This window comes from Thauera terpenica 58Eu (genome assembly GCF_000443165.1).
Taxonomy (GTDB): Bacteria; Pseudomonadota; Gammaproteobacteria; order Burkholderiales; family Rhodocyclaceae; genus Thauera; species Thauera terpenica.
The window spans coordinates 116,467-138,618 of the sequence record NZ_ATJV01000092.1; the positions used below are offsets into that span (position 1 = coordinate 116,467).

Sequence of the window (22,152 nt, forward strand, 5' to 3'; positions counted from 1 at the left end):
CTAGTTAGTGGGCAAAAATGAATCGTGGGCAAAAATGATCAAGGCGCGAGCAGGCCTTGCGTGAGCACCCAGGCGTGCTCGAGCGGGCTTTCGTCCCGGTGCAACTTGGCCAGCAAGCTCGCGCCCAGCCACAGCTGGTAGAGCGTGCGCGCCATGGACAGCGGATCAAGCACAGGCAGGGGCCCAGGCGCGGACAGCGAGCCGTCGCGAACAGCGCTTGCGATGCAGTCGGCGAGGCGGGCGATGATGCGCTCGGTGCCGTCGCGCAGCGTCAGCCGCATGGCTTCGGACAGGTCCGCGACTTCGGCGCCGAGCTTGACCACCAGACACTTCTGCTCGTCGCAGCTTGCTTGCGACTGGGTGCTGCGCCAGTGCTCGAAGTAGCCCAGCACGCGCTCCCGTGCGTTCGGCTCGGCGCGGTCGAACTGGGAGCCCAGTTGCAGCAGATAGTTGTCGAAGTAGTCCTCGAGCAAGATCTGGCCGAAGGCTTCCTTGGACTTGAAGTAGTGATAGAAGGAGCCCTTGGGCACCTCGGACGCTTGCAGCAGTTCGGACAAGCCCACGCAGGAAAAACCCTTGGCCGCGATAATGCGCTTGCCGGTGTCGAGAATGTGCTGGCGGGTGTCGGTGTGGCGAGAATTCATGGCGCTATTGTAAGCGTCAAATAGACCGGTCGTCTAGTGCGGCGTCTTGATGACTGTTGAGCGCTGCTCCTGGCCTGCGCCGGAGTGGCGGGACGAGCGCTGCGTTACGCGCTACAGTTCGCCCCTGCATCGGAAAACAAGAAGCGGCTCATGAAGAAGAATCTGTGGTTACTGGCGATCGCCCAGGGCCTGTTCCTGTCGAACAACGTGGTCTTCATCGCCATCAATGGCCTGGTCGGGCTGACGCTGGCGCCTGCGGCGTGGATGGCGACCTTGCCGGTGATGGGCTATGTCGTGGGCGGGGCGCTATCCACCGGGCTGGTGGCGCGCACCCAGAAACGCTGGGGGCGCAAGACCTCCTTTCAACTCGGGCTGGTGGTGGCGCTGCTCACCGCGCTGCTGTGCGCCTTTGCGCTGACGACGCGCAGCTTCTGGCTGCTGGTGACGGGCACTTTGATAGCGGGTTACTACAGCGCCAACGGCCAGCTCTACCGTTTTGCCGCCGCTGAACTGGCGCCGCCATCCTTTCGCGAGAAAGCGGTGTCGCTGGTGTTGGCGGGCGGTCTGATCGGGGCGGTGGTCGGTCCCAATCTGGCGAACTACACGCGCGAGAGCATGAGCACGCCCTTTCTCGCGTCCTATCTGGCGCTGTCGGTGCTGGCCCTGGTGTCGATGGCGGTGATGGCGGGCATCCAGTTTGCGCCCGAGCCGGTGAAGGCGGGGGGTGCCAGCGCTGGCCGGCCACTGCGCGAGATCATGCGCCAGCCGGTGTTCATCGTGTCGACCGTGGGTGCGGCGATGGGCTATGGCGTGATGAACCTGCTCATGGCCGCAACCCCGCTGGCGATGGATGTGTGCGGCATGCCGTTTTCGGATGCCGCGCTGGTGCTCGAATGGCATGTGATCGGCATGTTCGCGCCGGGCTTCTTCACCGGTCACCTGATCAAGCGCTTTGGCGTGCTGCAGATCATGGCGGTGGGCGTGGTCCTCAACCTGGTGTGCATCGCGGTGGCGTTGTCCGGGCAGGATCTGCACCAGTTCCTGATCGCGCTTTTCCTGCTGGGTGTGGGCTGGAACTTCCTGTTCACCGGCAGCACCACGCTGGCGATGGAGGCCTATCGGCCTGAGGAGAAGGACAAGGCACAGGCCGCGATCAACTTTTTCGTGTTCGCGACCATGGCGGTGACCTCCTTTGCATCCGGCGCGCTGGTGACCACGCAGGGGTGGGCGCTGCTCAATATGGGCTCGCTGCTGCCGGTGGCGCTCACCGGCGCCGCGCTCGCCTGGCTGTGGGTGCGCCGGCGGCGTGAGGCTGCTGCTGCCCCCGCCGGGGTCTGAAGGCTGCAGAGCCAGCCCGGCCCTACATATTGCCGATGGTGCTGCGCAGGCGCTGAAGGGCGAGCCCGAAGAAGGCGGCGCCGATGAGCGCAACCATGAGGAACTCCGGCCACACCACCTCGATACCGGCGCCGCGGAAGAGCACGCCCTGACCCAGGCTGACGAAGTGCGTGGTTGGCGCCAGCGACATCAGCCAGCGCACCACCTCGGGCATGCTTTCGCGTGGGGTCAGCGCACCCGACAGGATCTGCAGCGGTAACAGCACGAGGATGGTCATCAAGCCGAACTGCGGCATGTTGCGTGCCAGCGTGCCCATGTAGATGCCGATCGAGGCAGCGGCAAACAGGTAGAGCAGGGTGGCCATCGCGAACAGCAGGATGGATCCCGGCACCACCACACCGAGTGCGCCCTTGACCACGAACTGCAATGAGAATGTGGACGCCAGCAGCACCACCACGCCCATCGACCAAACTTTGGAGAGCATGATTTCCAGTGGTGTCACCGGCATCACCAGCAGGTGCTCGATGGTGCCGTGCTCGCGTTCGCGGATCAGCGCCGCGCCAGTGAGCAGAATGCCGAGCATGGTGATGTTGTTGATGATGGCGGTGACCGCGGCAAACCAGCTCTGGTTGAGGTTGGGGTTGAACATCGCGCGCGTGACCAGATTGACCGGCTGCGCGGGCGCGGCGCGATAGCGCTGCATGAAGGCGCGGATCTCGTCGTTGACGATGTTCTGGATATAGCCGGTGCCGGTCTGCGCCTGGCTCTGGCGCGTGGCGTCGACGTTGAGCTGAACGGCCGGCGAGCGCCCGGCGAGCACGTCGCGCTGGAAGTTGGGCGGGATGTTGAGCACGAAGGTGTGCAGGCCGGCGTCCATGCTCTTGTCGATGTCGGCCAGCTCGACATGCTGGGGCGTGATGAACTGCGGTGGGCGCAAGGCATCGATGATGCGAGCCGAGAGCTGGGAACGGTCCTCGTCGGCCACGGCGATCGAGGCCCGGTGCAGGCTCTCTGGCTTGGCGCGGGCGTCGGCATAGACCGAGATCGTGAACATGAACACGATCAGGAACAGCATCGTCCAGTCGCCGAGCAGGCTGTGGAATTCCTTCATGCCCAGGTGCCAGGTGTTGTGCAGCAAGCCCTTGTTGGAACTCATTTGCGCTCTCCCATCAGCGTGCCTGCTTCTTGAGCAGCAGCACCGACGCCAGCGTCAGCACCGGAATTGCGATCAGCAGCGGAATGAAGGCGGCGCTCAGGTCGCCAAAGTCCAGCGCCTTGGAGAAAGTGCCGCGGCTGATGGTCAGAAAGTGGGTGGTCGGGTAGATCTGGCCGATGAATGCACCCACGCCTTCGAGCGAGGACACCGGGTCGAGCATGCCGGAGAACTGGATGGCCGGCAGCAAGGTGCCGATCGAGGTGCCGGCCATGGCCGCCACCTGGCTGTCGGTGAGGGTTGACATCAGCAGCCCGAGGCCGGTGGTGGCGGTGACGTAGATCAGCGCACCGACGAAGAACGCCAGCAGGCTGCCCTTGAAGGGCACGCCGAAGAGGGTGATCGCGATCACGAACATGAGCACGAAGTTGAGCATCGACAGCCCGATGTAGGGCAGCTGCTTGCCAAGCAGAAATTCCAGCTTGGTCACCGGCGTGGTGTAGACGTTGAGGATGGAGCCCAACTCCTTTTCGCGCACCACGCCCAGCGCGGTGAGCATGGAAGGGATGAACACCAGCAGCATCGGGATCACCGCCGGCACCATGGCGATGAGGCTGCGCATGTCCGGGTTGTAGCGGTAGCGCACGGCAATGTCGGCCGCAGGCACGGGCCTGGCGCCGGTGCTTGCGGTGATGGCTTCGCTCAGTGTCTGTGCATGCACACCCAGCACGTAGCTGCGGGCGACTTCGGCGCGCATCGGCATCGCACCGTCCAGCCACACGCCGATCTCGGGTCTCGCGCCGCGGGCGAGGTCGCGGCCAAAACCGGGCGGGATCTCCAGCGCCATCGCCAGTTCGCCCGCGCGCATGCGGTGGTCGATGTCGGCATGACTCTCAAGGGGTGCCTGCTCGAGGAAGTAGCGTGAGCCGGAAATATTGAGGGTGTAGCTGTCGCTCACCGTGCTGCGATCGAGGTCGAGCACCGCGTAGTTGAGGTCTTCCACGTCGGTGCTGATGCCGTAGCCCATCACCAGCATGAGCATGACGGTGCCCAGCAACGCGAGGGTGAGGCGGAAGGGGTCGCGTCGCAGCTCGGTGGCCTCGCGCATGCTGAAGCTGAGCAGGCGGGCGAAGCTGAAATGGGCGACGCGTGAACCCGAGGACGACGTCGCTGCATCGGCGCTGAGCAGCGCTGGGTCAGCATCAGGTATGGTGCTGCCTGAGTCCTGCGCGGGCTCATCGACGATCCCCAGCGTCACGCCGCTGGCTTCGGCCAGATAGTCGACAAACACATCTTCCAGCGTGCCGCTGCCGCGCGCTGCCACCATGGCCTCGGGCGTGTCGCTGGCCAGGATCTTGCCCGCGTGCATCAGCGAGATGCGGTCGCAGCGCTGGGCTTCGTTCATGAAGTGGGTGGTGATGAAGATCGTCACGCCGTCCTTGCGCGACAGGTCGATGATCAGCTCCCAGAAGTGGTCGCGCGCCACCGGGTCCACGCCCGAGGTGGGTTCGTCGAGGATCAGCACGTCGGGGCGGTGGAGGACGGCGACGGCCAGTTGCAGGCGCTGGCGTATGCCCAGCGGCAGCGCGTCGGGCAGCGCCTCCATCACCGGCACCAGATCGAAACGCTGGGCGAGTTCGGCAATGCGGGCGTCGCCCTCGTCGTGCGACAGGTTGAACAGGCGCGCGTGAAGCTGCAGGTTGCGCCGCACCGACAGTTCGCCATACAGGGAGAAAGCCTGGGACATGTAGCCCACGCGGCGGCGGGTGTCGATGTTGCGGGCGTCGAGCACTTCGCCCAGCAGGCGGGCCTCGCCACGGCTGGGTGGCAGCAGGCCGGTGAGCATCTTCATGGTGGTCGACTTGCCGCAGCCGTTGGAGCCGAGGAAGCCGAAAATCTCCCCGCGCCGAACCTGCAGATTGACGTCGTCCACGGCGATGAAATCGCCAAAGCGCATCTGCAGGTCGTGGGCTTCGATCACCACCTCGCCCGCAGTGAGCGGAGGGATGTGCAGCGGCGCGTGCTCGCCCCGGCGCTCGGGCGGCAGCAGGGCGAGAAAGGCTTCTTCCAGTGTCCTGGTGCCGGTGCGCTCGTGCAATTGCGCAGGCGTGCCAGTGGCCAGCACCTGGCCCGCGTCCACCGCGACCAGCCAGTCGTACTGCTCGGCTTCTTCCATGTAAGCCGTGGCAACGAGCACGCTCATGTCCTTGCGTCGGCTGCGGATGCGCTTGATGAGTTCCCAGAACTGGCGCCGTGACAGCGGATCGACGCCGGTGGTGGGCTCGTCGAGGATGAGCAGATCGGGGTCGTGAATGAGCGCGCAGCACAGGCCGAGCTTTTGCTTCATGCCGCCAGACAGCTTGTTGGCCGGACGGTCGGCGAAGTCGGTGAGGTCGGTGGAGGCGAGCAGATCAGCGATGCGGTGCGCACGCTCGGCGCGCGACTGGCCGAACAGGCGGCCGAAGAAGTCGATGTTCTCGAACACCGACAGCGTGGGGTAAAGATTCTTGCCCAAGCCTTGTGGCATGTAGGCGATGCGCGGGCACACTGCGCTGCGGTGACGCGCGCTCGCCATGTCGCCGCCGAGTACTTCAAGTCGGCCGCCTTGCAGCTTGCGTGCGCCGGCAATCAGACCCAGCCAGGTGGATTTGCCTACGCCGTCAGGCCCGATGAAGCCAACCATGCAGCCGGCCGGAACATCGAGGCTGACACGGTCGGCTGCGAGCGTGTCGCCATAGCGGTGCTCGAGCTCGACGAGGCGGGCGACAGGCTGGGCGGCAGAGCGGACGACGGGTGCCGCGCCCTGACCGGGGGTCACGGCAGCCTCACCTGCAAGGCCTCGGGCCAGGGCGTGCTCTGATCGAGACGCACATGGGCGATGCCCGGCAGGCCGGTCTTGACGTGCTCGGGGTATTTGGCGAGCAGCTCCGGATCGACGCGGGCCTTGACGCGGAACACCATCTTCTGGCGCTCACTCTGGGTTTCCACCGACTTCGGGGTGAATTGGGCGACGCTGGCCACGTAAGACACCTGCGCCGGGATCACGTAGTGCTGAGCGGCATCGAGCACAATGCGCGCCTCGGTGCCCATCCCCACCCGGCCCGCGGCCATCTCGGGCAGGAAGAAGGTCATGTACACGTCGCCGATGTCCACCAGGCTGAGGATCTTGCCGCCACCGGCCACCACTTCACCTGGCTGTACGACGCGGTACTGCACCCGGCCATTGCGTGGCGCACGCAAGGCACCGTCCTCGAGTTCGGTCTGCAGGCGGACCACCACTGCATTTGCCGCTTCGATGGCAGCGACGGATTGGTCGATCTCGGCTTCGGCCGCACGTACGGCGGCCTGGGCAGCGGTGATCTGGGCGCTGGCAACGTTGACGCTGGCCTCGCCGTTGCGCACGCGCGCGGCATTGTCGTCGGCGATCTGCTCGGAGATCGCGCGATCGGCACGCAGCGCCTGCGAGCGGGCACTGGTCTTGCGCGCGAGGTCGAGCTCCGAGCGGCGCTGCACCAGCACGGCTTCGGCCATCACGACATCGGCCTTGCGCTGCGCCAGCCGGGCACGCGCAGTCTCGCGGCCGCTGATGGTGTTGGCGACCTGGGCGCGGGCCTGGGCTAGCTGGGCTTCGGTGGACTTCATGTCCATCTGGGCGACGATGTCGCCCGCGTTCACGAAGTCGCCTTCGTTCGCCATGATGTCCTGCACGCGCCCGGGTGCCTTGGCGGCGACGTCGATCTCGGTGGCTTCGATGCGGCCATTGCCGGTGACGAAGTTGTTATTCTGTGCGGCGGGCTGCAGCCACTGCCAGGCTGCGCCTGCGCCAAGGGCAAGCACAGCGGCGACAATCCATACCATCTTGTTGGTGTTCTTGGTCTTCATGACAATTCCCGATGCAGTTGCCACGGCGTGCTGTCCGTTGGCGGGGCTGCCGCAAGCGTGCGGCGGCAGGCGTGTCCGGTGTGTTGAGCGGCGGTGCAGGAAATTGATGCTGCACTGCACTTGTATTCCAACATGTGTTAGATATCATTGTCAAGGCGATGTGCTGGGCGCGTCGCGCAAGGCCGTGAGTGTGCTCTCGGCCCGCACGGATAACACCATGGAATGAGAGATGGATGATGACAGACAATAGTGCGTCACGTCGTCGCGGCCGCGGCCGGCCCAAGGCACAGGCTATTGAGCAGGACAGGAATTGCCAGAAGCGTCTTCTGGATGTCGCGGTCCAGGCCTTTGCGGTGCGCAGCTACGATGGGGTCAGTCTGCGCGCGCTGGCGGCTGCGGCAGATTGCGATGTTTCAATGGTTGCGCATCACTTTGGTTCCAAGCAGGATCTGTGGCTCGCCACCGTGGAGCACATGCGTGCGCGGGCGCTGATGTACTGCGAAGAAGTTGCTGTGCTGCAGCAGTCGCCGCTGCCGATCGAGACCCGGTGCCTGCAGGCGATGGAACATCTTTGCGAGACAATGGCGGGCGAGGATGAGATGGTGAGGTTCATGATGCGCGAGCGGGCTGAGGGCTCGGAGCGCTTCGCGCATCTCCACGCCCGCGTCATCAGACTCCTGTTTGCCGCCTATCGCCCGATCTGGCAGGAGGCGATCGACGGTGGCGTGCTCAAGCTGAGCCCGCCCGCGCTCGTGCATACCCTGCTCTCCGGGGCGATCGCGTTCGCGCTGACATCGCCGCCGCTTGCGATGCAGGTGGAGGGCAAAGCGGACGAGGGCAGGGGCGAGAGCGCCGGAAGCGCAGGAGACGGTGTGCTGGCACGGGGGGAGGTGAAGCAGCTTGTACGTGGACTGTTTGCGCAACTGGGCGGCATTGGCTCACGCCCATTGGAACAAGGGGATTCATGAGCGGTTCAAGCGTGGGAAGCGCCGAATTGGCGAGCCTTGAAGGCGAAAACCGGCTGCAGCTCGGCGGTGACTGGACGCTCGCACATTACCGGGCGCTCGCCGCACGGGTGGCGGTGCTGGCACCGCGGCTCGATCCCGGCACGCGCGTCGAGGTCGATGGGCTGGGCGCGCTCGATACCGCTGGTGTCGCCTTGCTGTACGAGCTGCTCGGTCGCGAGCGCCTGGCCGAGCTGGCGGCACAAGGCAGTGCGCTGGGCGCAGAGCGCCGTGCGCTGCTGCAGGCGGTCAGCGCCGCCCTCGACACCGAAACGCCGGTGCCCGCCAAGCCGGGTCATGCACTGGGTGATGTGCTCGAGCACGTCGGCCAGACCACGCTGACTTTCGGTCGTCACATGCGCGGCATCGCCGGCTTCATCGGCATCACGCTGCAAACCGCGCTTGTCGTGATGCTGCAGCCCCGGCGCTGGCGCATGACTGCGCTCGTCGCCAATCTCGAGCGCACCGGGCTTGACGCCGTGCCCATCGTCGCCTTGCTGACCTTTCTCATCGGTGCGGTGGTGGCCTTTCTTGGCGCCACCGTGCTGGCGGAGTTCGGCGCCAGCATCTTCACCGTGGATCTGGTCGTCTATTCCTTTTTGCGCGAATTCGGCGTGCTGCTCACCGCCATCATCGTCGCCGGCCGCACCGCCAGTTCATTCACTGCGCAGATCGGCTCGATGCGGGCGAACGAGGAGGTCGACGCCATCCGCGTGCTCGGCCTCGATCCGGTTGAACTGCTCGTGCTGCCGCGCGTTGCGGCGCTGCTGCTGGCGCTGCCGATGCTGACTTTCGTGGCGATGATCTCCGGCATTGTCGGCGGCATGCTGGTGTGTGCGATCACGCTGGACATCTCGCCGACGATGTTCATTTCGGTGATGGAGAACAATGTCGGGCTCAGACACTTTGTCATCGGCATGGCCAAGGCGCCGATCTTCGCCTTCCTGATCGCGGTGATCGGGTGCATGGAAGGTTTTCGGGTCAGCGGCAGTGCACAGTCGGTGGGCGAGCACACGACCTCAGCGGTGGTGCAGTCGATCTTCGTCGTCATCGTGGTCGATGCGGTGGCGGCGCTGTTCTGTATGGAGATGGGCTGGTGACGGGGGGGCTGGTGACCCGGGGGCTGCTGAGCGCGGAAAAGGTGGAGGCGCACGCCGAGAACATCATCGAGGTGCGCGCGGTGCGCAACCAGTTTGGCAGCCAGGTGGTGCACGAGGCGCTGGACCTGGACGTGCGTCGGGGCGAGATCCTGAGCGTGGTCGGTGGCTCGGGAACAGGCAAGTCGGTGCTGCTGCGCACCATCGTCGGCCTGAATCGTCCCGCGCGCGGTGCCGTGAGCGTGTTTGGTGAGGACCTGCTCAGCCTGCCGGCGGCGCAGCGCAGTCGGGTCGAACGTCGTTTTGGCGTGCTGTTCCAGAAAGGCGCCTTGTTCTCCTCGCTGACCGTGATCGAGAACGTGGCCTTGCCGCTCATCGAGCACGCCGGCCTCGGTGCTGGCGATGCGGCGCGCCTGGCGCGGCTGAAGATCGCCTTGGCAGGTTTGCCCGCCAATGCGGGCGACAAATACCCGTCGGATCTGTCGGGCGGCATGGTCAAGCGTGCTGCGTTGGCACGTGCGCTGGCGCTCGACCCCGACATCCTGTTTCTGGACGAACCCACCGCCGGTCTCGATCCGATTGGCGCGGCCGCCTTCGATCAGCTCATCCTCACGCTGCGCGACGCGCTGGGACTGACGGTGTTCATCGTCACCCATGACCTTGACACCATTTACACCATTACCGACCGGGTGGCGGTGATCGGACAAAAGCGTGTCCTGATCAATGACACACTCGACGCCGTCGCCGCGGCTGACGACGAATGGATACGCGACTATTTCCACGGCCCGCGTGGCCGCGCCGCTGCCGCCGCGACGCTGGCGGTGCATGCGGCTGCGAGCTCCAAGCCCATCCCGAATCAAAATACCGAACCCAACCCGGAGCAAACCTGACATGGAAACACGTGCCCATCACGTGCTGATCGGCTTTTTCACCCTGCTGGTGGTGGGGGCGGCGCTGCTGTTTGCGCTGTGGCTTGGCAAGGTCGACAGCGACACCCAGTTCGACGCCTACGACATCGTGTTTCAGGAGGCGGTGAGCGGTCTGTCCAAGGGCAGCACAGTGGAGTTCAACGGCATCAAGATTGGTGACGTCACCAGCCTGCGGCTCGACCCGCAGAATCCGCAGCGCGTGATCGCCCGCGTGCGCGTGGACAGCACCGCGCCGATGCGCAGCGACACCGAGGCGCGCCTGGTGCCATCGGGCATCACCGGCTTGTCTATCATCCGCCTCAGCAGCGGCAACGACGCCAACAGCAGCGCGCTGACCCATGACGAGGATGAGGTTGCGGTCATCATTGCCACGCCATCGCCGCTGAGCAAGCTGCTGGCCGAGGGCGAGGATGTGGTGGTGAACGTCAATGAGATGCTGATCCAGGCGCGCGCGCTGTTCTCCGCCGACAACGTCGCCAGCATCAGCCGTACGCTGCAAAGTCTGGAGCACACCACCGGCGCGATCGCCGCCGAGCGCGAGGACATTGCGCTCGCCCTGCGTCAGGTTGCGCGCGCCAGCGAGCAGGCCAACCTGGCGCTGAGCGAAGCCGCCAAACTGGTCGGCACCACCAACCGCCTCATCGAGGGCCAGGGCACGCAGACGCTGCACAGTGCGCAGCGCTCGATGGCGGCTTTCGAGCGCGCCATGCTCACGGTCGACACCCTGATCACCGACAACCGCAGTGGGCTCGACAGCAGCGTGCGCAGCCTGGAAGAAGTCGGCCCCGCGCTGGCCGAGTTCCGCGACCTGCTGGCCTCGCTACGCCTCATCACCCGTCAGCTTGAGGAACGGCCGACCGAATATCTGCTCGGCCTCGAGCCGGTCAAGGAGTTCACCCCATGAAGTCTCAGCAGCCCGACACCTGCCGTCTGCTCCACGGCGCTACCCGCAGCGCCACCCGTCTTGTCACCCTGGGCGCGCTGCTGCTGCTCAGCGCGTGCACGGTGCTGCCACGCGCTGAGCCGGTCGACACCTATCTGTTGCCGCCGGCCAGTCTGAGCCGTGCGCCGGGGCAGACGACGCTGCCGTTGTCGCTGCGGGTATCGCGCCCGCTCGGCGGGGTGCAGTTGACCGGGCAGCGCATCGTCGTTTTGCCGGAAGGCAATCGGGTCAGCGTCTACAAGGGTGCGAACTGGAGCGATCCCGCGCCGGTTCTGGTGCGCGATCGCATTCTGGAGGCCTTTCGGGTGGATGCGCGCATTGCGGCGCTGAGCAGCGATGAGCAGCGTCTGCATGCCGACTTTGAGCTCGTCAGCGAGCTGCAGGCGTTTCAGAGCGAATATCGTGACGCTGCGCCCGAAGTGGTGGTTCGGCTCGATGCGCGCCTGATCCAGCGCAAGGATCGTCGCATCCTCGCCTCACGCGTGTTCGAGTCGCGTGTGCGCCCGACAGGCGCCGAGTTGACGCAGGTGGTGGCCGGTTTTGGCCAGGCGTCTACCGCGGTGGCCAGTGAAATGGTGGGCTGGGCGGTGGAGGTGCTGGCGCCGTGCACGGCAGCGACTTGCCCGCACTGAGACGGGCCGATGCCTGTGCAGAGGCTGTCATGGCGGCAGGTCGTTCAGTTCATGGCGGGTGCTGAGCCCGTTCGCATGCGCGTCTTGTTCGTCGCATGGGAGTGGGCTGCGCTTCGGGTCATCCTCAGTGAAAGTCCCTGCTCTGTGTCGCCAGCGCTCCCAGCAGCCCGGAGTGGTCCACCACCCGGCTCGCGATCAGGTGCACGACAGGTCCCTGGCGGCTGATCTGGCCGAACACGCCCATCAGCTGGGCGCCGAGCAGGATGCGGCGCTGTTGCTCGAAGAGCTCGGGGCGGACGATGACGTTGGTGAGGCCGGTTTCGTCTTCGAGGGTGATGAACAAGGTGCCCTTGGCCGTGCTGGGGCGCTGGCGACAGGTGACGATGCCGGCGCCGCGCGCGAGCATGCGGTCGGGCGCGGCGGCGATGTCGGTGGCGGTGATGAAGCGCAGCCTGGCGAGCGCGTCGCGCACGAAGGAGAGCGGATGGCGGCCGAGGGTGAAGCCGAGACGGGCGTAGTCGGCAAGGAGGTCTTCGCTTGCGGCTGGAGCGGCGATTGGGAGCGCATCCTCATGTGCCGCGGTGCCGGCCAGCAAGCCATGCAGGGGCTTGGCGCCGGCGGCCTGCCACAGGGCCTGGCGGCGGTGGCCGGCAAGGGTGGCGAGCGCACCGGCGGCGGCGAGCACGCGCAGCGTGCCGGCGTCCAGCTGGGCGCGGGCGGCGAGATCGGCGGTGTTCTTGAAGGCGTGCTGGCTGCGGGCGGCGATGATGCGCACAGCGGCATCCTGGCCGAGACCGCGCACCATGCGCAGGCCCAGGCGCACCGCCGGCTGGGTGGCGCGCTGCAAGTGGGGCTGCGAAGGAGCGTGTGAAGGGATGGGCGGGGCAGGTGCCGTGTCGGACTGCGCAGCGCCAGCTTCCAGCGTGCACTCCCAGTCGCTCACGGTGAGATCTGCCGCGCGCACCTCGACGCCGTGGCGGCGCGCATCCTGGATGAGTTGCGAGGGCGCGTAAAAGCCCATCGGCTGGCTGTTGAGCAGTGCGGCCAGAAAGGCGGCGGGCTCGAAGCACTTCAGCCACGCCGAGGCATACACCAGCAGCGCGAAGCTGGCGGCGTGTGACTCGGGAAAGCCGTAGCTGCCGAAACCTTCGATCTGCTGGCACAGGCGCTGGGCGAAGTCGGTGTCGTAGCCGTTGTCAGCGAGGCCTTGCAATAGTTGTGCACGGTAGCGATCGAGTTCGCCCTTGCGTCGCCACGCGGCCATTGCGCGGCGCAGCTGGTCGGCTTCACCGCCGCTGAAGCCGGCTGCGACCACGGCGAGCTGCATGACCTGCTCCTGAAAGATGGGCACGCCCAGCGTGCGTGCCAGCACGCCGCGAATTTCTGTGCGCAGACCCTGCATCGGGTCTTCACCGCGGGCGGCGCGATTGCGCGCCTGCAGGTAGGGATGGACCATGCCGCCCTGGATGGGGCCGGGGCGCACGATGGCGACTTCCACCACCAGATCGTAGAAACGGCGCGGCTTGAGGCGCGGCAGCATGCTCATCTGCGCGCGCGACTCGACCTGGAACACGCCCACCGAATCGGCGCGCGACAGCATGGCGTACACCTCGGGTTGCTCGCGGGGCACGCTCGCCAGCGTCAGCGCACGACCGCGCCACGCCGACACCATGGCCAGGCCGCGGCGCAGTGCCGACAGCATGCCCAGCGCGAGCACGTCGATCTTCATCAGGCCCACCGCGTCGAGATCGTCCTTGTCCCACTGGATGACGGTGCGCTCGGGCATGGCGGCGTTTTCCACCGGCACCAGCTCGTCGAGCCGGCCGCGGGCGATGACGAAGCCGCCGACGTGCTGTGACAGGTGGCGCGGAAAACCGATCAGCTCTTCAGTGAGCGCGACCAGGCGCCGGGTGACCGGGCTGGCGGGGTTGAGCCCGGCTTCGAGCAGGCGTTCGGGCAGGATGCGGCGGCCGTCGAACCAGTGCTGTGCGCGCGTCAAGCGTCCGATCTGCGCCTCGTCCAGACCCAGCGCACGGCCGACATCGCGCAGCGCGCTGCGGGCGCGGTAGCGGATGACGGTGGCGGCGAGCGCGGCGCGTTCACGACCGTATCTGGCGTAGATGTACTGGATGATTTCTTCGCGCCGATCGTGTTCGAAGTCGACGTCGATGTCGGGTGGCTCGTTGCGCTCGCGCGAGATGAAGCGTTCGACCAGCATGATGCCCAGCTGCGGGTCGACCTCGGTGATGCCAAGGGCCCAGCACACTACCGAATTCGCCGCCGAGCCGCGGCCCTGGCACAGGATGCCGGCCGCGCGTGCGAAGCGGACGATGTCGTGCACGGTGAGGAAGTAGGGCTCGTAGCGAAGCTCGGCGACGAGGGCGAGCTCGTGTTCGATCTGCTTGCGCACGCTGGGCGGGGCGGGGTCGTCCGCCGGGGCGGGGTAGGTGGCGCTGGGCGCGGGCTGGGCGACGCAGGCGGCGAGAGGGACGGCGCTGGATGCGCCGGCCGCGCTCGTGTCGGGCTGGCGGTAGCGCCACTTCAGCCCGCCTTCCACCAGCCGGCGCAGCCAGCTTGCCGGTGTTTCGTCGGTGGGGACGAGCTCGGCGGGGTATTCATAGCGCAGCTCGTCCAGGCTGAAGTGGCAACGCTCGGCCACGACCAGGGTTTCGGCGAGTAGGGCGGGGGGGTAGCGGCGCGCCAGCGTGGCGGGTTCGTGCAGTCGGCGCTCGGCGTTGGGCGCCAGGGCCAGCCCGGCCTCGGCCACGCTGCAGTGCAGGCGCAGCGCAGTCATCAGATCGGCGATCGGACGGCGGGCGGCACTGTGCATCAGTGCGCCGCTGGCGGCAAGCGCCGGGATGCCGGCGGCGCGGGCGATGCGGCGTAGACCTGTGATGCGCGCGCGGTCGTGGCCGTCCAGTCTGACTGTCACCGCCATCCAGGCGCGGGCAGGGAAAAGCTGCCCCAGCCAGAGGGCATCGGCTTCGAGCGAGAGGGCGCTGTGCTCGGCGCCAGTTTGCTGTGCAAAGTCAGGCGGTGGGATCAGCAGCGCGCAACAATCGGGGCAGGCGTCATCGAGCATCGCCCGCTCCAGCCGGTATCGACCCTTGTCGGCGGCGCGTCGGGCGCGGGTGATGAGCCGCGACAGCTGCGCATAGCCCTGGCGGTTGCTGGCCAGCAGCACGATGCAGGGGCCGTCGGCCAGCTGCAGTTCGCTGCCGATGATCAGCTTGGGTCGGCTTTTCTCAGGCAAGGCCTGCAGCGCGCGATGGGCGCGCACGATGCCGGCCAAGGAACACTCGTCGGTGAGGGCGATCGCCGCGTAGCCGAAGGCTGCCGCTTGCTCGACGAGTTCCTCGGGGTGGGAGGCGCCGCGCTGGAAGCTGAAATTGCTCAGGCAGTGGAGTTCGGCATATGGGGTGCTCATACAGATAACTGTAAAAAAATACAGCTGCAAGAGCAATTGAATTGTCGCTATCACGTCCTGGGGCGCGACATTCGGGCGTTGTCACATTTCAACGCTGCCGCAGTCGCCTAAATGGATGGCGCCGGGTACACTTTCACCCTTTGCCTCGCTCACTGCGGGGCGATCCTTGCTCAACACATCCGGTCGCAACGGCCATAGAGGAGTTCTGCATGCCCTTCATCAAGTCACACAAGCTTTTGTTCGGCGCGATGGCGCTGGCTTTCGCGATGGCTGCCCCGGTCCACGCGCAGCAGAAGTCGGTCGCCGTCACCGCGATCGTCGAGCATCCCGCTCTCGATGCGGTGCGTGACGGCGTCAAGGAAGGTCTTGCTGCGGAAGGCTTTGAAGAAGGCAGGAATCTGCAATGGCAGTACCAGAGCGCGCAAGGCAATACCGGCACGGCAGCGCAGATCGCGCGCAAGTTCATCGGCGACCAGGTCGATGTCATCGTCGCCATTGCCACGCCCTCGGCGCAGGCAGTGGCGGCAGCGACGCGCGATATCCCGCTGGTGTATTCGGCGGTGACCGATCCGGTGGCGGCCAAGCTGGTGCCGTCGATGGCGGCGTCGGGCAGCAACATCACCGGCGCCTCGGATGCGCTCGAACTCGACAAGCAGATCGATCTGATCAAGCGTGTCGCTCCCAATGCCAAGCGCGTGGGCATGGTCTACAACCCGGGCGAGGCCAACTCGGTGGTGGTGGTCGAGCAGCTGCGCACCTTGCTGCCCAAGTACGGCATGAGTCTGGTCGAAGCGGCCGCGCCGCGCTCGGTCGACGTGGGTTCGGCCGGGCGTAGCCTGATCGGCAAGGCGGATGTGTTCTACACCAACACCGACAACAACGTGGTGTCGGCCTATGAGGCGCTGGTCAAGGTCGGCATGGACGCCAAGATTCCGCTGGTGGCGGCCGATACCGACAGCGTGGCGCGGGGTGCGGTGGCCGCCTATGGCATGGACTACCGTGCGTTGGGCGTGCAGACCGGCAAGATGGTGGCGCGCATCCTCAACGGCGAGAAGCCGGGCACGATGGCTTCGCAGACCAGTGACAAGCTCGAACTGCATGTGAACCTGACTGCGGCCAAGAACCAGGGCGTCACCTTGTCCGATGAGCTGGTGAAGTCCGCCGCCAAGGTCGTCGAGTAATCAATACGCTTCATCCTGGCGCGGCGGCCGCTGTGCGGTCGCGCTGGGTGGGGCGCGCACGCAGTTTTGCCGCGCGGTCGCACCCCTTCGTCTTCACTTCACGGTAAGCCACCCATGTCGCTCTACACCCTGCTCGGGGCGCTCGAGATCGGGCTGATCTTCAGCCTCGTCGCCCTCGGCGTGTATATCTCCTTTCGCCTGTTGCGCTTTCCCGACCTCACCGTCGATGGCAGCTTTCCGCTCGGTGGCGCGGTCGCCGCCACGCTGATCGCAGCGGGCACCGATCCTTTCGTGGCCACCTTCGCGGCGATGATCGCCGGCGCCGGCGCCGGCCTGATCACCGGCTGGCTCAATGTGCGCCTGAAGATCATGGATCTGCTCGCCAGCATCCTGATGATGATCGCGCTGTATTCGATCAACTTGCGCGTCATGGGCAAGCCCAACGTGCCGCTGATCATGGAGCCGACGGTGTTCAACATCCTCCAGCCCGAGGCCTTGGCGGATTACGTCTTCCGCCCGCTCTTGCTGGTGTTCGTGGTGCTGGCGGTGAAGCTGTTGCTCGATGGCTTCTTCGCCACCCAGACCGGGCTGGCGATTCGCGCCACCGGTTCGAACGCACGCATGGCACGCGCGCAGGGCGTCAATACCGGCATGGCGGTGCTGGCCGGCATGGCGGTGTCGAATGCGCTGGTGGGCCTGGCGGGCGCATTGTTTGCGCAGACCCAGGGCGGCGCGGACATCTCGATGGGCGTGGGCACGATCGTGATCGGTCTGGCGGCGGTGATCGTGGGCGAAAGCCTGCTGCCTTCGCGCAAGCTCTACCTGGCAACGCTCGCGGTGATCGTGGGTGCCATCGTGTACCGCTTCTTCATCGCGGTCGCGCTCAATTCGGACTTCATCGGTCTGCAGGCGCAGGACCTGAACCTGGTCACCGCGCTGCTGGTGACGGTGGCCCTGGTGGTGCCCCGACTGCGTCAGCACTGGTCGGGCAAGAAGGGGGGGTGAGGTGAATACACGCGCGCTGTCACTCGTACATCAACTCGCCCACTCAATCTTTTTGCTGCAGGCCGACTGCGTCCCGCAGCGCCGGCAGGAGGCCTGAGATGCTCAAGGCACAGGATCTGCACCTCACTTTCAATCCCGGCACGCCCATCGAGACCCTTGCCCTGCGCGGCATGTCGCTCGAGATTCCGTCCGGACAGTTCGTTACCGTGATCGGCTCCAATGGTGCCGGCAAGTCGACCTTCCTCAATGCCGTATCGGGTGAGCAGACGGTGGACAGCGGCTGCATCGAGATCGACGGCATCGACATGACGCGCCTGCCGGTGTGGGCGCGCGCGCGTCAAGTGGCGCGCGTGTTCCAGGACCCGCTGGCGGGCACCTGCGAAGACCTGACGATCGAGGAGAACATGGCGCTGGCGAAGATGCGCGGTGAGCGTCGTGGTCTGTCGTTCGCGGTCAAGCCGGCGTTGCGTGAGGAGTTCCGTGCCCAGCTGTCGACCCTGGGCCTGGGGCTGGAGAACCGCCTCTCCGATCGCATCGGTTTGTTGTCCGGTGGTCAGCGTCAGGCGGTCAGCCTGCTGATGGCGGCGCTGCAGCCTTCGCGTCTGCTGCTGCTCGATGAGCACACCGCGGCGCTCGACCCGCGCACCGCCGCCTTCGTGCTCGCGCTCACGGTGCGTATCGTGAACGAACACAAGCTCACCACGATGATGGTCACCCACAGCATGCGCCAGGCGCTGGATGTGGGCGAGCGCACGGTGATGCTGCATCAGGGGCAGGTGGTGCTCGATGTGGCGGGCAAGGAGCGCGAGGGGCTCGATGTTCATCACCTGCTCGACATGTTCGAGAAGGTGCGCGGCGAGAAGATTGACGACGACAAGTTGCTGCTGAGCTGAGCGGCAAGCCTCATGCAGCCATTCTGGCTGCAGGGCGGAACTGGACTGAGGACGACCTTATGAAACCCATGCTCGCATCGGCGCTGACCCTGGCCGTGACCTTCACCGTATCGGCCGGCGCCCTGGCGCAAACGGCGTCGCCGCTGTCGGCGCAGGATTCCAATCCCGAGACAATGGGCTGGATGCAGGGCTTTCCACCGGCCGCCGACAAGACCATCCGCTTCACCGACCCCGACTTCTTCACCTTTCCCAAGCTGCGCTGGACGGTGTGCCACTTTCGCCAGCTCATGCCCAACGTGGGCGTGAGCAAGGGCAGCGCGGGCGCACGCCCATTGCCGCTTGCGCTCGACCCTGGGCTGGACAGCGTCCGTTTCACCCCGCTCGGTGCGGATACGACGATGACCTGGAACGAGGCCTTTGCCGCCAACTACACCGACGGCATCCTCGTGCTTCACCATGGCCGAGTGGTGTATGAGCGCTACGACGGCTGCCTGAAGCCGGACGGCTTGCATGCGGTGATGTCGGTGACCAAATCCATCGCCGGCCTGCTTGGCGAGATGCTGGTGGCCGAAGGCAAGCTGGATGATGCCGCACTCGTTGGCAGCATCATCCCCGAGTTGAAGGACAGCGCCTTTGGCGATGCGACGGTGCGGCAGGTCATGGACATGACCACCGCGCTGGCCTACTCGGAAGATGCCGACCTGCGCACCTACTCCATGGCCGGCAGCCCCTTGCCCAAGCCCAAGGACTACACCGGCCCGCGCAGCTACTTCGAGTATCTGCAGACGGTGAAGAAAGCTGGCACCCATGGCGAGGCCTTTGCTTACAAGACCATCAATGCCGACGCCCTGGGCTGGCTGATCGCGCGCAGCAGCGGTCAATCGGTGGCTGAACTCTTCTCCGAGCGCATCTGGAGCCGCATCGGCGCCGAGCGCGAAGCCTTCTTCACCGCTGACTCCATCGGCACGCCGTTTGCCGGCGGTGGTTTCAACGTCAGCTTGCGTGACCTGGCGCGCCTGGGCCAGCTGATGCTGGACGAGGGCCGCGTCGGCAGCGAACAGATCGTGCCGGCCGCTGCCATCGCCCGCATCCGCAACGGTGGTGAGGCCGCACTCTTTGCCAACGCCGGTTACACGCGCTTGCCGGGCTGGAGCTATGGCGGGCAGTGGTGGGTCAGCAACGACGAGCACGGCGCCTATGCGGCGCGCGGTGTGTATGGGCAGACGATCTGGGTCGATCCCAAGGCGGACATGGTGATCGTGCGCCTGGCGTCCTACCCGGTGGCGGCCAATGCCGCCAACGATCCGACTTCGCTGCCCGCCTATCGCGCGGTGGCCGAGTACTTGATGGCCAACGACGGCGCTCCACTGGCGCGCTGATCTCGATCACTGAAAGCCTTCAAGGCCCAGCCCAGCCCTGGCTGGGATGGCCTGGCGTCCGTTTGCGATCCTAGCCAGGGCTTTGTGCGGGCTGCAGCAATTGGCTACAGCAATCGAGCAGCCGGTGCAGCGCGTTTTCCTGGGTGAATTCCTGATGGTTGGCGGCATAAGCAGTCGCGCGTGCGCTGAAGTCCGCGTTTGTCAGCAGCTTGCTCAGCAGTTTTTCCAGCATCGCGGGCGGCTGCTCCAGGGTATAGCTCAGGCCGCAGCCGGCATTCTCCACCCGTTTGCTGGTCATGGTTTGCTCCATCTGCATCGGCAGCAGCAGCAAGGGTTTACCGGCGCTGAGCATGACGTCTACGGTGCCGCCGGCGTGGCAGACGGCAAGATCGCATTGCGCGCGCGCCGCGCTCATCAGCACCGGACTGCTGCTGAATGCCAGGTTGGCGCCCTGATAGCGCTGAACCTGCTGTCGGGCGACTCCCTGGGCAAAGATCAGGACGCTGGCATCGGTGCGCGACAATGCGCTCAACACCTGATCGAACTTGGCGTAATGGGCTTTCAGGTAGGCAAATATCCGGGTCTTGCGTGTGCCTGGCCATTGTGGCTCCTGGCCATGCGAGGTGTTGTTGATGGCGCCGACATAGTTCTCCTTGGGACGCGGGCCGTAGACATCCAGCTCTGGCACCCCGGTGATCAAGGTCGCTTCCGCCGCGTACAGATCCGCTACCTGACGCATCAAGGGCGCATCGAGCTGGCGCAACACCTTGTTGGCGTTTTCCAGCAGCCGGCTTTCCGTTTCTTCCAGGCGCGTGGCGGCTGGAGCTGCGTCCCACCAGCGATAGATCGGCAGTGGCCGGGTCTGCGGCGGTACGGCGAAGCTGTTGCCGGTGATCAGCCGTGGCAGGCCCAGGCCGCGCGCCGCCAGTAGTGCGGTCGGCGCATGATCGAAGATCAGCAGTTCCGGTTTGAGCAGGGCGAACAGCTGACGCCAGGCGCGGGTGATGGACAGCAGTCCGGCCGGACTGAGAAAGCCGAACAGAAACAGGCTCTCGGTAAAGTTGAGTGCGGCCGGCAAACCGCTCACCGGGGGCAACCAGAGGGGCGCTTGCAGATATTCCAGGCCGTAGGGAGTGAGCAACTCATCCGCGCGCGAGATGTCGCGCAGGATCATCACGGGCCGGTGGCCTTGCGCCCTCAGCGCTTGTGCGATGGGGAGAAAGCGGCCGATGTGGCCGTAGTCGGAACCAAGTTCCCAGATCAGAGCGATAGTAGCCATGTGATCAATAAAAAAATGGGAGCCAGAGGCCCCCATTGAACCTGCAAAAAAATCCGTAATCAGCGCTTGAAGGTCTTGCGGCTAAAGCCCAGCGCCGCGAAGCCAAGGCCGAGCAGCGCCAGCGTGCCGGGCAGCGGGACGGAATTGGAGCGCATGCTGGTGATGCTCACGGGCGGGTTTTGTTTGCCGTTTTCAGCGAAATCACCCGGATCCCCGAGCCCGGCGTAAGCCGAACCCGTGCAGCCGCCATAGCCGCCATAGCCGCTTGCGACCAAGGTCTGCGCAGTACCGCCATAAGTGCCATAGCCATTTTCACAGTTGCTGCTGTTGCTGAAAGCGAAATTGCCAAATGCCGTTGTGACCAGATCGAAGTCGATGCTCAGGCTCTCGCCGTCGGCGAGGGTTCCGAGGCTGAGCGTGACATCGGTGCCATTCCAGTAATAGTAGTTGCCGTTTTGGGTGGCACCATCAAGCTGAGTGCCGCTGATTTGCAGAGTGCCATCGGAATGAATCTTGGCCATGCTGGAAAACAGCGTGTCTGTCCCGTTCATCTTGATGCTCAGATCGTAGCTGCCCCAGCCAGTGCCGCTGACACCATTGGATTCGGCAGACATGCCGCCGTTGTAGATGAAGAAATTCAGACTGTAGTCGGTATCGTAGCCATTGTTGTTGCTCAGGTTAACCGTTCTGTGGAATTGGCCGAAACTGTTGAAAACCCCTTCGCCACTGGCACTGGCACGGTAGGTGCCATATTGGTTGCCCCAGGCATTGGCGTACGAGCTGCTGCCATCCGTGTCATCTGCGTAGCTGCTGTCCGTGACATAGGCCGAGTCGGAGGCTGGGCCAAAAATATTGGTAACGGTAGTTGCGCTGGCTTGGCCGTTGACTGTCAAGTTGTTCGTGATCAGCGTTGCGTGAGCCGGAAACGTCGTCAGAGCGCCCAGTCCCAGGACATGGATGGCGAGGATTTTGATGATGGGGGTGGATTTACGAGTCATTTTTTGGGTTTCCTTCGTGTTGATGGTGCTGGTGTGAGGCACTTTCAATGCCGTGAAACATGCGGCAATTTCTTTGCACGGCCATTTCGCATTGGGCGCCATAGGTGGCGATTTCAGCGTCAGCAAGCATCAGTCAATTCATCGAAAAGAGCGTGTGGAGGGTACTCAAGCAAGAAACACGCCAGATTTCATGTGAGCCATCACTGCCTTGACCTGGAACGGATCCTTCAGCGCCAGCACCTCACGGATTGGTCCTTCTGTAAAATATACCGACACTCTTAACGGGTGCTTGCGACGGCGGTGCAGGCAGGAGAGCGCCAGGCCATGGTTCGGAAAAGGGTGGCGCGTTGCCGATTTTTACGGCGCGT

The 22,152-nt window shown here is 65.2% G+C and carries 17 protein-coding genes; 10 read left to right on the forward strand and 7 right to left on the reverse strand.

What is annotated here, in order from left to right:
• Positions 1 to 38 precede the first annotated feature (38 nt).
• A complete protein-coding gene (locus M622_RS36695) occupies positions 39 to 644 on the reverse strand; it encodes a TetR/AcrR family transcriptional regulator (protein ID WP_021250723.1) in 606 nt (201 codons plus the stop codon).
• 150 nt (positions 645 to 794) lie between these two features.
• Between M622_RS36695 and M622_RS36700 the strand changes: the two genes are divergently transcribed.
• Entirely contained in the window at positions 795 to 1,982 is a 1,188-nt protein-coding gene (locus M622_RS36700) for an MFS transporter (RefSeq protein WP_031347474.1), read from the forward strand.
• A gap of 22 nt (positions 1,983 to 2,004) precedes the next feature.
• Here the strand turns inward: M622_RS36700 and M622_RS36705 are convergent, their stop codons facing one another.
• From M622_RS36705 to M622_RS36715, 3 genes are read right to left on the reverse strand one after another with little or no spacing between them, the layout of a single operon-like run.
• Positions 2,005 to 3,138 carry an ABC transporter permease gene (locus tag M622_RS36705; RefSeq protein WP_021250725.1) on the reverse strand — a complete coding sequence of 378 codons (1,134 nt, stop codon included), beginning with the start codon at positions 3,136 to 3,138 and terminating at the stop codon, positions 2,005 to 2,007.
• Between the two features lie 13 nt (positions 3,139 to 3,151).
• Entirely contained in the window at positions 3,152 to 5,953 is a 2,802-nt protein-coding gene (gene rbbA, locus M622_RS36710; RefSeq protein ID WP_021250726.1) for a ribosome-associated ATPase/putative transporter RbbA, read from the reverse strand.
• Positions 5,950 to 7,017, reverse strand: a complete 1,068-nt coding sequence (locus tag M622_RS36715; RefSeq protein WP_021250727.1) for an HlyD family secretion protein — start codon at positions 7,015 to 7,017, stop codon at positions 5,950 to 5,952. The genes rbbA and M622_RS36715 overlap by 4 nt, the downstream gene beginning before the upstream one ends.
• A gap of 233 nt (positions 7,018 to 7,250) precedes the next feature.
• Here M622_RS36715 and M622_RS36720 point away from each other — a divergent pair, with 233 nt between their 5' ends.
• From M622_RS36720 to M622_RS36740, 5 genes are read left to right on the forward strand one after another with little or no spacing between them, the layout of a single operon-like run.
• Complete coding sequence (locus M622_RS36720; RefSeq protein WP_021250728.1) at positions 7,251 to 7,985, forward strand: TetR/AcrR family transcriptional regulator; 735 nt, start codon at positions 7,251 to 7,253, stop codon at positions 7,983 to 7,985.
• Complete coding sequence (locus tag M622_RS36725; RefSeq protein ID WP_031347476.1) at positions 7,982 to 9,121, forward strand: MlaE family ABC transporter permease; 1,140 nt, start codon at positions 7,982 to 7,984, stop codon at positions 9,119 to 9,121. The genes M622_RS36720 and M622_RS36725 overlap by 4 nt, the downstream gene beginning before the upstream one ends.
• Positions 9,122 to 9,132: 11 nt before the next feature.
• Entirely contained in the window at positions 9,133 to 10,008 is an 876-nt protein-coding gene (locus M622_RS36730) for an ABC transporter ATP-binding protein (RefSeq protein WP_031347477.1), read from the forward strand.
• A 1-nt stretch (position 10,009) separates the two neighbouring features.
• Positions 10,010 to 10,951, forward strand: a complete 942-nt coding sequence (locus M622_RS36735) for an MlaD family protein (RefSeq protein WP_021250731.1) — start codon at positions 10,010 to 10,012, stop codon at positions 10,949 to 10,951.
• Positions 10,948 to 11,622 (forward strand): ABC-type transport auxiliary lipoprotein family protein, encoded by a 675-nt coding sequence (locus tag M622_RS36740; protein WP_021250732.1) that lies wholly within the window; start codon positions 10,948 to 10,950, stop codon positions 11,620 to 11,622. Before M622_RS36735 ends, M622_RS36740 begins: the two co-directional genes overlap by 4 nt.
• Positions 11,623 to 11,746: 124 nt before the next feature.
• Here the strand turns inward: M622_RS36740 and M622_RS36745 are convergent, their stop codons facing one another.
• Positions 11,747 to 15,049 carry an error-prone DNA polymerase gene (locus tag M622_RS36745; RefSeq protein WP_021250733.1) on the reverse strand — a complete coding sequence of 1,101 codons (3,303 nt, stop codon included), beginning with the start codon at positions 15,047 to 15,049 and terminating at the stop codon, positions 11,747 to 11,749.
• Positions 15,050 to 15,258: 209 nt separating this feature from the next.
• On the opposite strand from M622_RS36745, the gene M622_RS36750 reads away from it, so the two are divergent.
• From M622_RS36750 to M622_RS36765, 4 genes are all read left to right on the forward strand, one after another.
• A complete protein-coding gene (locus M622_RS36750; protein WP_021250734.1) occupies positions 15,259 to 16,230 on the forward strand; it encodes an ABC transporter substrate-binding protein in 972 nt (323 codons plus the stop codon).
• Between the two features lie 114 nt (positions 16,231 to 16,344).
• Positions 16,345 to 17,235 carry an ABC transporter permease gene (locus tag M622_RS36755; protein WP_021250735.1) on the forward strand — a complete coding sequence of 297 codons (891 nt, stop codon included), beginning with the start codon at positions 16,345 to 16,347 and terminating at the stop codon, positions 17,233 to 17,235.
• Positions 17,236 to 17,333: 98 nt separating this feature from the next.
• Positions 17,334 to 18,128: an ABC transporter ATP-binding protein gene (locus M622_RS36760; protein WP_021250736.1), complete on the forward strand. Its 795-nt coding sequence runs from the start codon at positions 17,334 to 17,336 to the stop codon at positions 18,126 to 18,128.
• Positions 18,129 to 18,187: 59 nt separating this feature from the next.
• Positions 18,188 to 19,507 (forward strand): serine hydrolase domain-containing protein, encoded by a 1,320-nt coding sequence (locus tag M622_RS36765; RefSeq protein WP_021250737.1) that lies wholly within the window; start codon positions 18,188 to 18,190, stop codon positions 19,505 to 19,507.
• A gap of 70 nt (positions 19,508 to 19,577) precedes the next feature.
• Here M622_RS36765 and M622_RS36770 read toward each other — a convergent pair whose 3' ends face one another.
• Together M622_RS36770 and M622_RS36775 are read right to left on the reverse strand one after the other, a co-directional pair.
• Positions 19,578 to 20,786, reverse strand: a complete 1,209-nt coding sequence (locus M622_RS36770; RefSeq protein WP_021250738.1) for a glycosyltransferase — start codon at positions 20,784 to 20,786, stop codon at positions 19,578 to 19,580.
• Positions 20,787 to 20,845: 59 nt separating this feature from the next.
• Positions 20,846 to 21,910 (reverse strand): PEP-CTERM sorting domain-containing protein, encoded by a 1,065-nt coding sequence (locus tag M622_RS36775; RefSeq protein WP_157282130.1) that lies wholly within the window; start codon positions 21,908 to 21,910, stop codon positions 20,846 to 20,848.
• Positions 21,911 to 22,152: the final 242 nt, after the last annotated feature.

What these genes read in the sequence shown, in the direction of transcription:
- M622_RS36695 (WP_021250723.1), bottom strand. Translation starts at nt 644, where the DNA reads ATGAATTCTCGCCACACCGACACCCGCCAGCACATTCTCGACACCGGC.
- M622_RS36700 (WP_031347474.1), top strand. Translation starts at nt 795, where the DNA reads ATGAAGAAGAATCTGTGGTTACTGGCGATCGCCCAGGGCCTGTTCCTG.
- M622_RS36705 (WP_021250725.1), bottom strand. Translation starts at nt 3,138, where the DNA reads ATGAGTTCCAACAAGGGCTTGCTGCACAACACCTGGCACCTGGGCATG.
- M622_RS36715 (WP_021250727.1), bottom strand. Translation starts at nt 7,017, where the DNA reads ATGAAGACCAAGAACACCAACAAGATGGTATGGATTGTCGCCGCTGTG.
- M622_RS36720 (WP_021250728.1), top strand. Translation starts at nt 7,251, where the DNA reads ATGATGACAGACAATAGTGCGTCACGTCGTCGCGGCCGCGGCCGGCCC.
- M622_RS36725 (WP_031347476.1), top strand. Translation starts at nt 7,982, where the DNA reads ATGAGCGGTTCAAGCGTGGGAAGCGCCGAATTGGCGAGCCTTGAAGGC.
- M622_RS36735 (WP_021250731.1), top strand. Translation starts at nt 10,010, where the DNA reads ATGGAAACACGTGCCCATCACGTGCTGATCGGCTTTTTCACCCTGCTG.
- M622_RS36740 (WP_021250732.1), top strand. Translation starts at nt 10,948, where the DNA reads ATGAAGTCTCAGCAGCCCGACACCTGCCGTCTGCTCCACGGCGCTACC.
- M622_RS36745 (WP_021250733.1), bottom strand. Translation starts at nt 15,049, where the DNA reads ATGAGCACCCCATATGCCGAACTCCACTGCCTGAGCAATTTCAGCTTC.
- M622_RS36750 (WP_021250734.1), top strand. Translation starts at nt 15,259, where the DNA reads ATGCCCTTCATCAAGTCACACAAGCTTTTGTTCGGCGCGATGGCGCTG.
- M622_RS36755 (WP_021250735.1), top strand. Translation starts at nt 16,345, where the DNA reads ATGTCGCTCTACACCCTGCTCGGGGCGCTCGAGATCGGGCTGATCTTC.
- M622_RS36760 (WP_021250736.1), top strand. Translation starts at nt 17,334, where the DNA reads ATGCTCAAGGCACAGGATCTGCACCTCACTTTCAATCCCGGCACGCCC.
- M622_RS36765 (WP_021250737.1), top strand. Translation starts at nt 18,188, where the DNA reads ATGAAACCCATGCTCGCATCGGCGCTGACCCTGGCCGTGACCTTCACC.
- M622_RS36770 (WP_021250738.1), bottom strand. Translation starts at nt 20,786, where the DNA reads ATGGCTACTATCGCTCTGATCTGGGAACTTGGTTCCGACTACGGCCAC.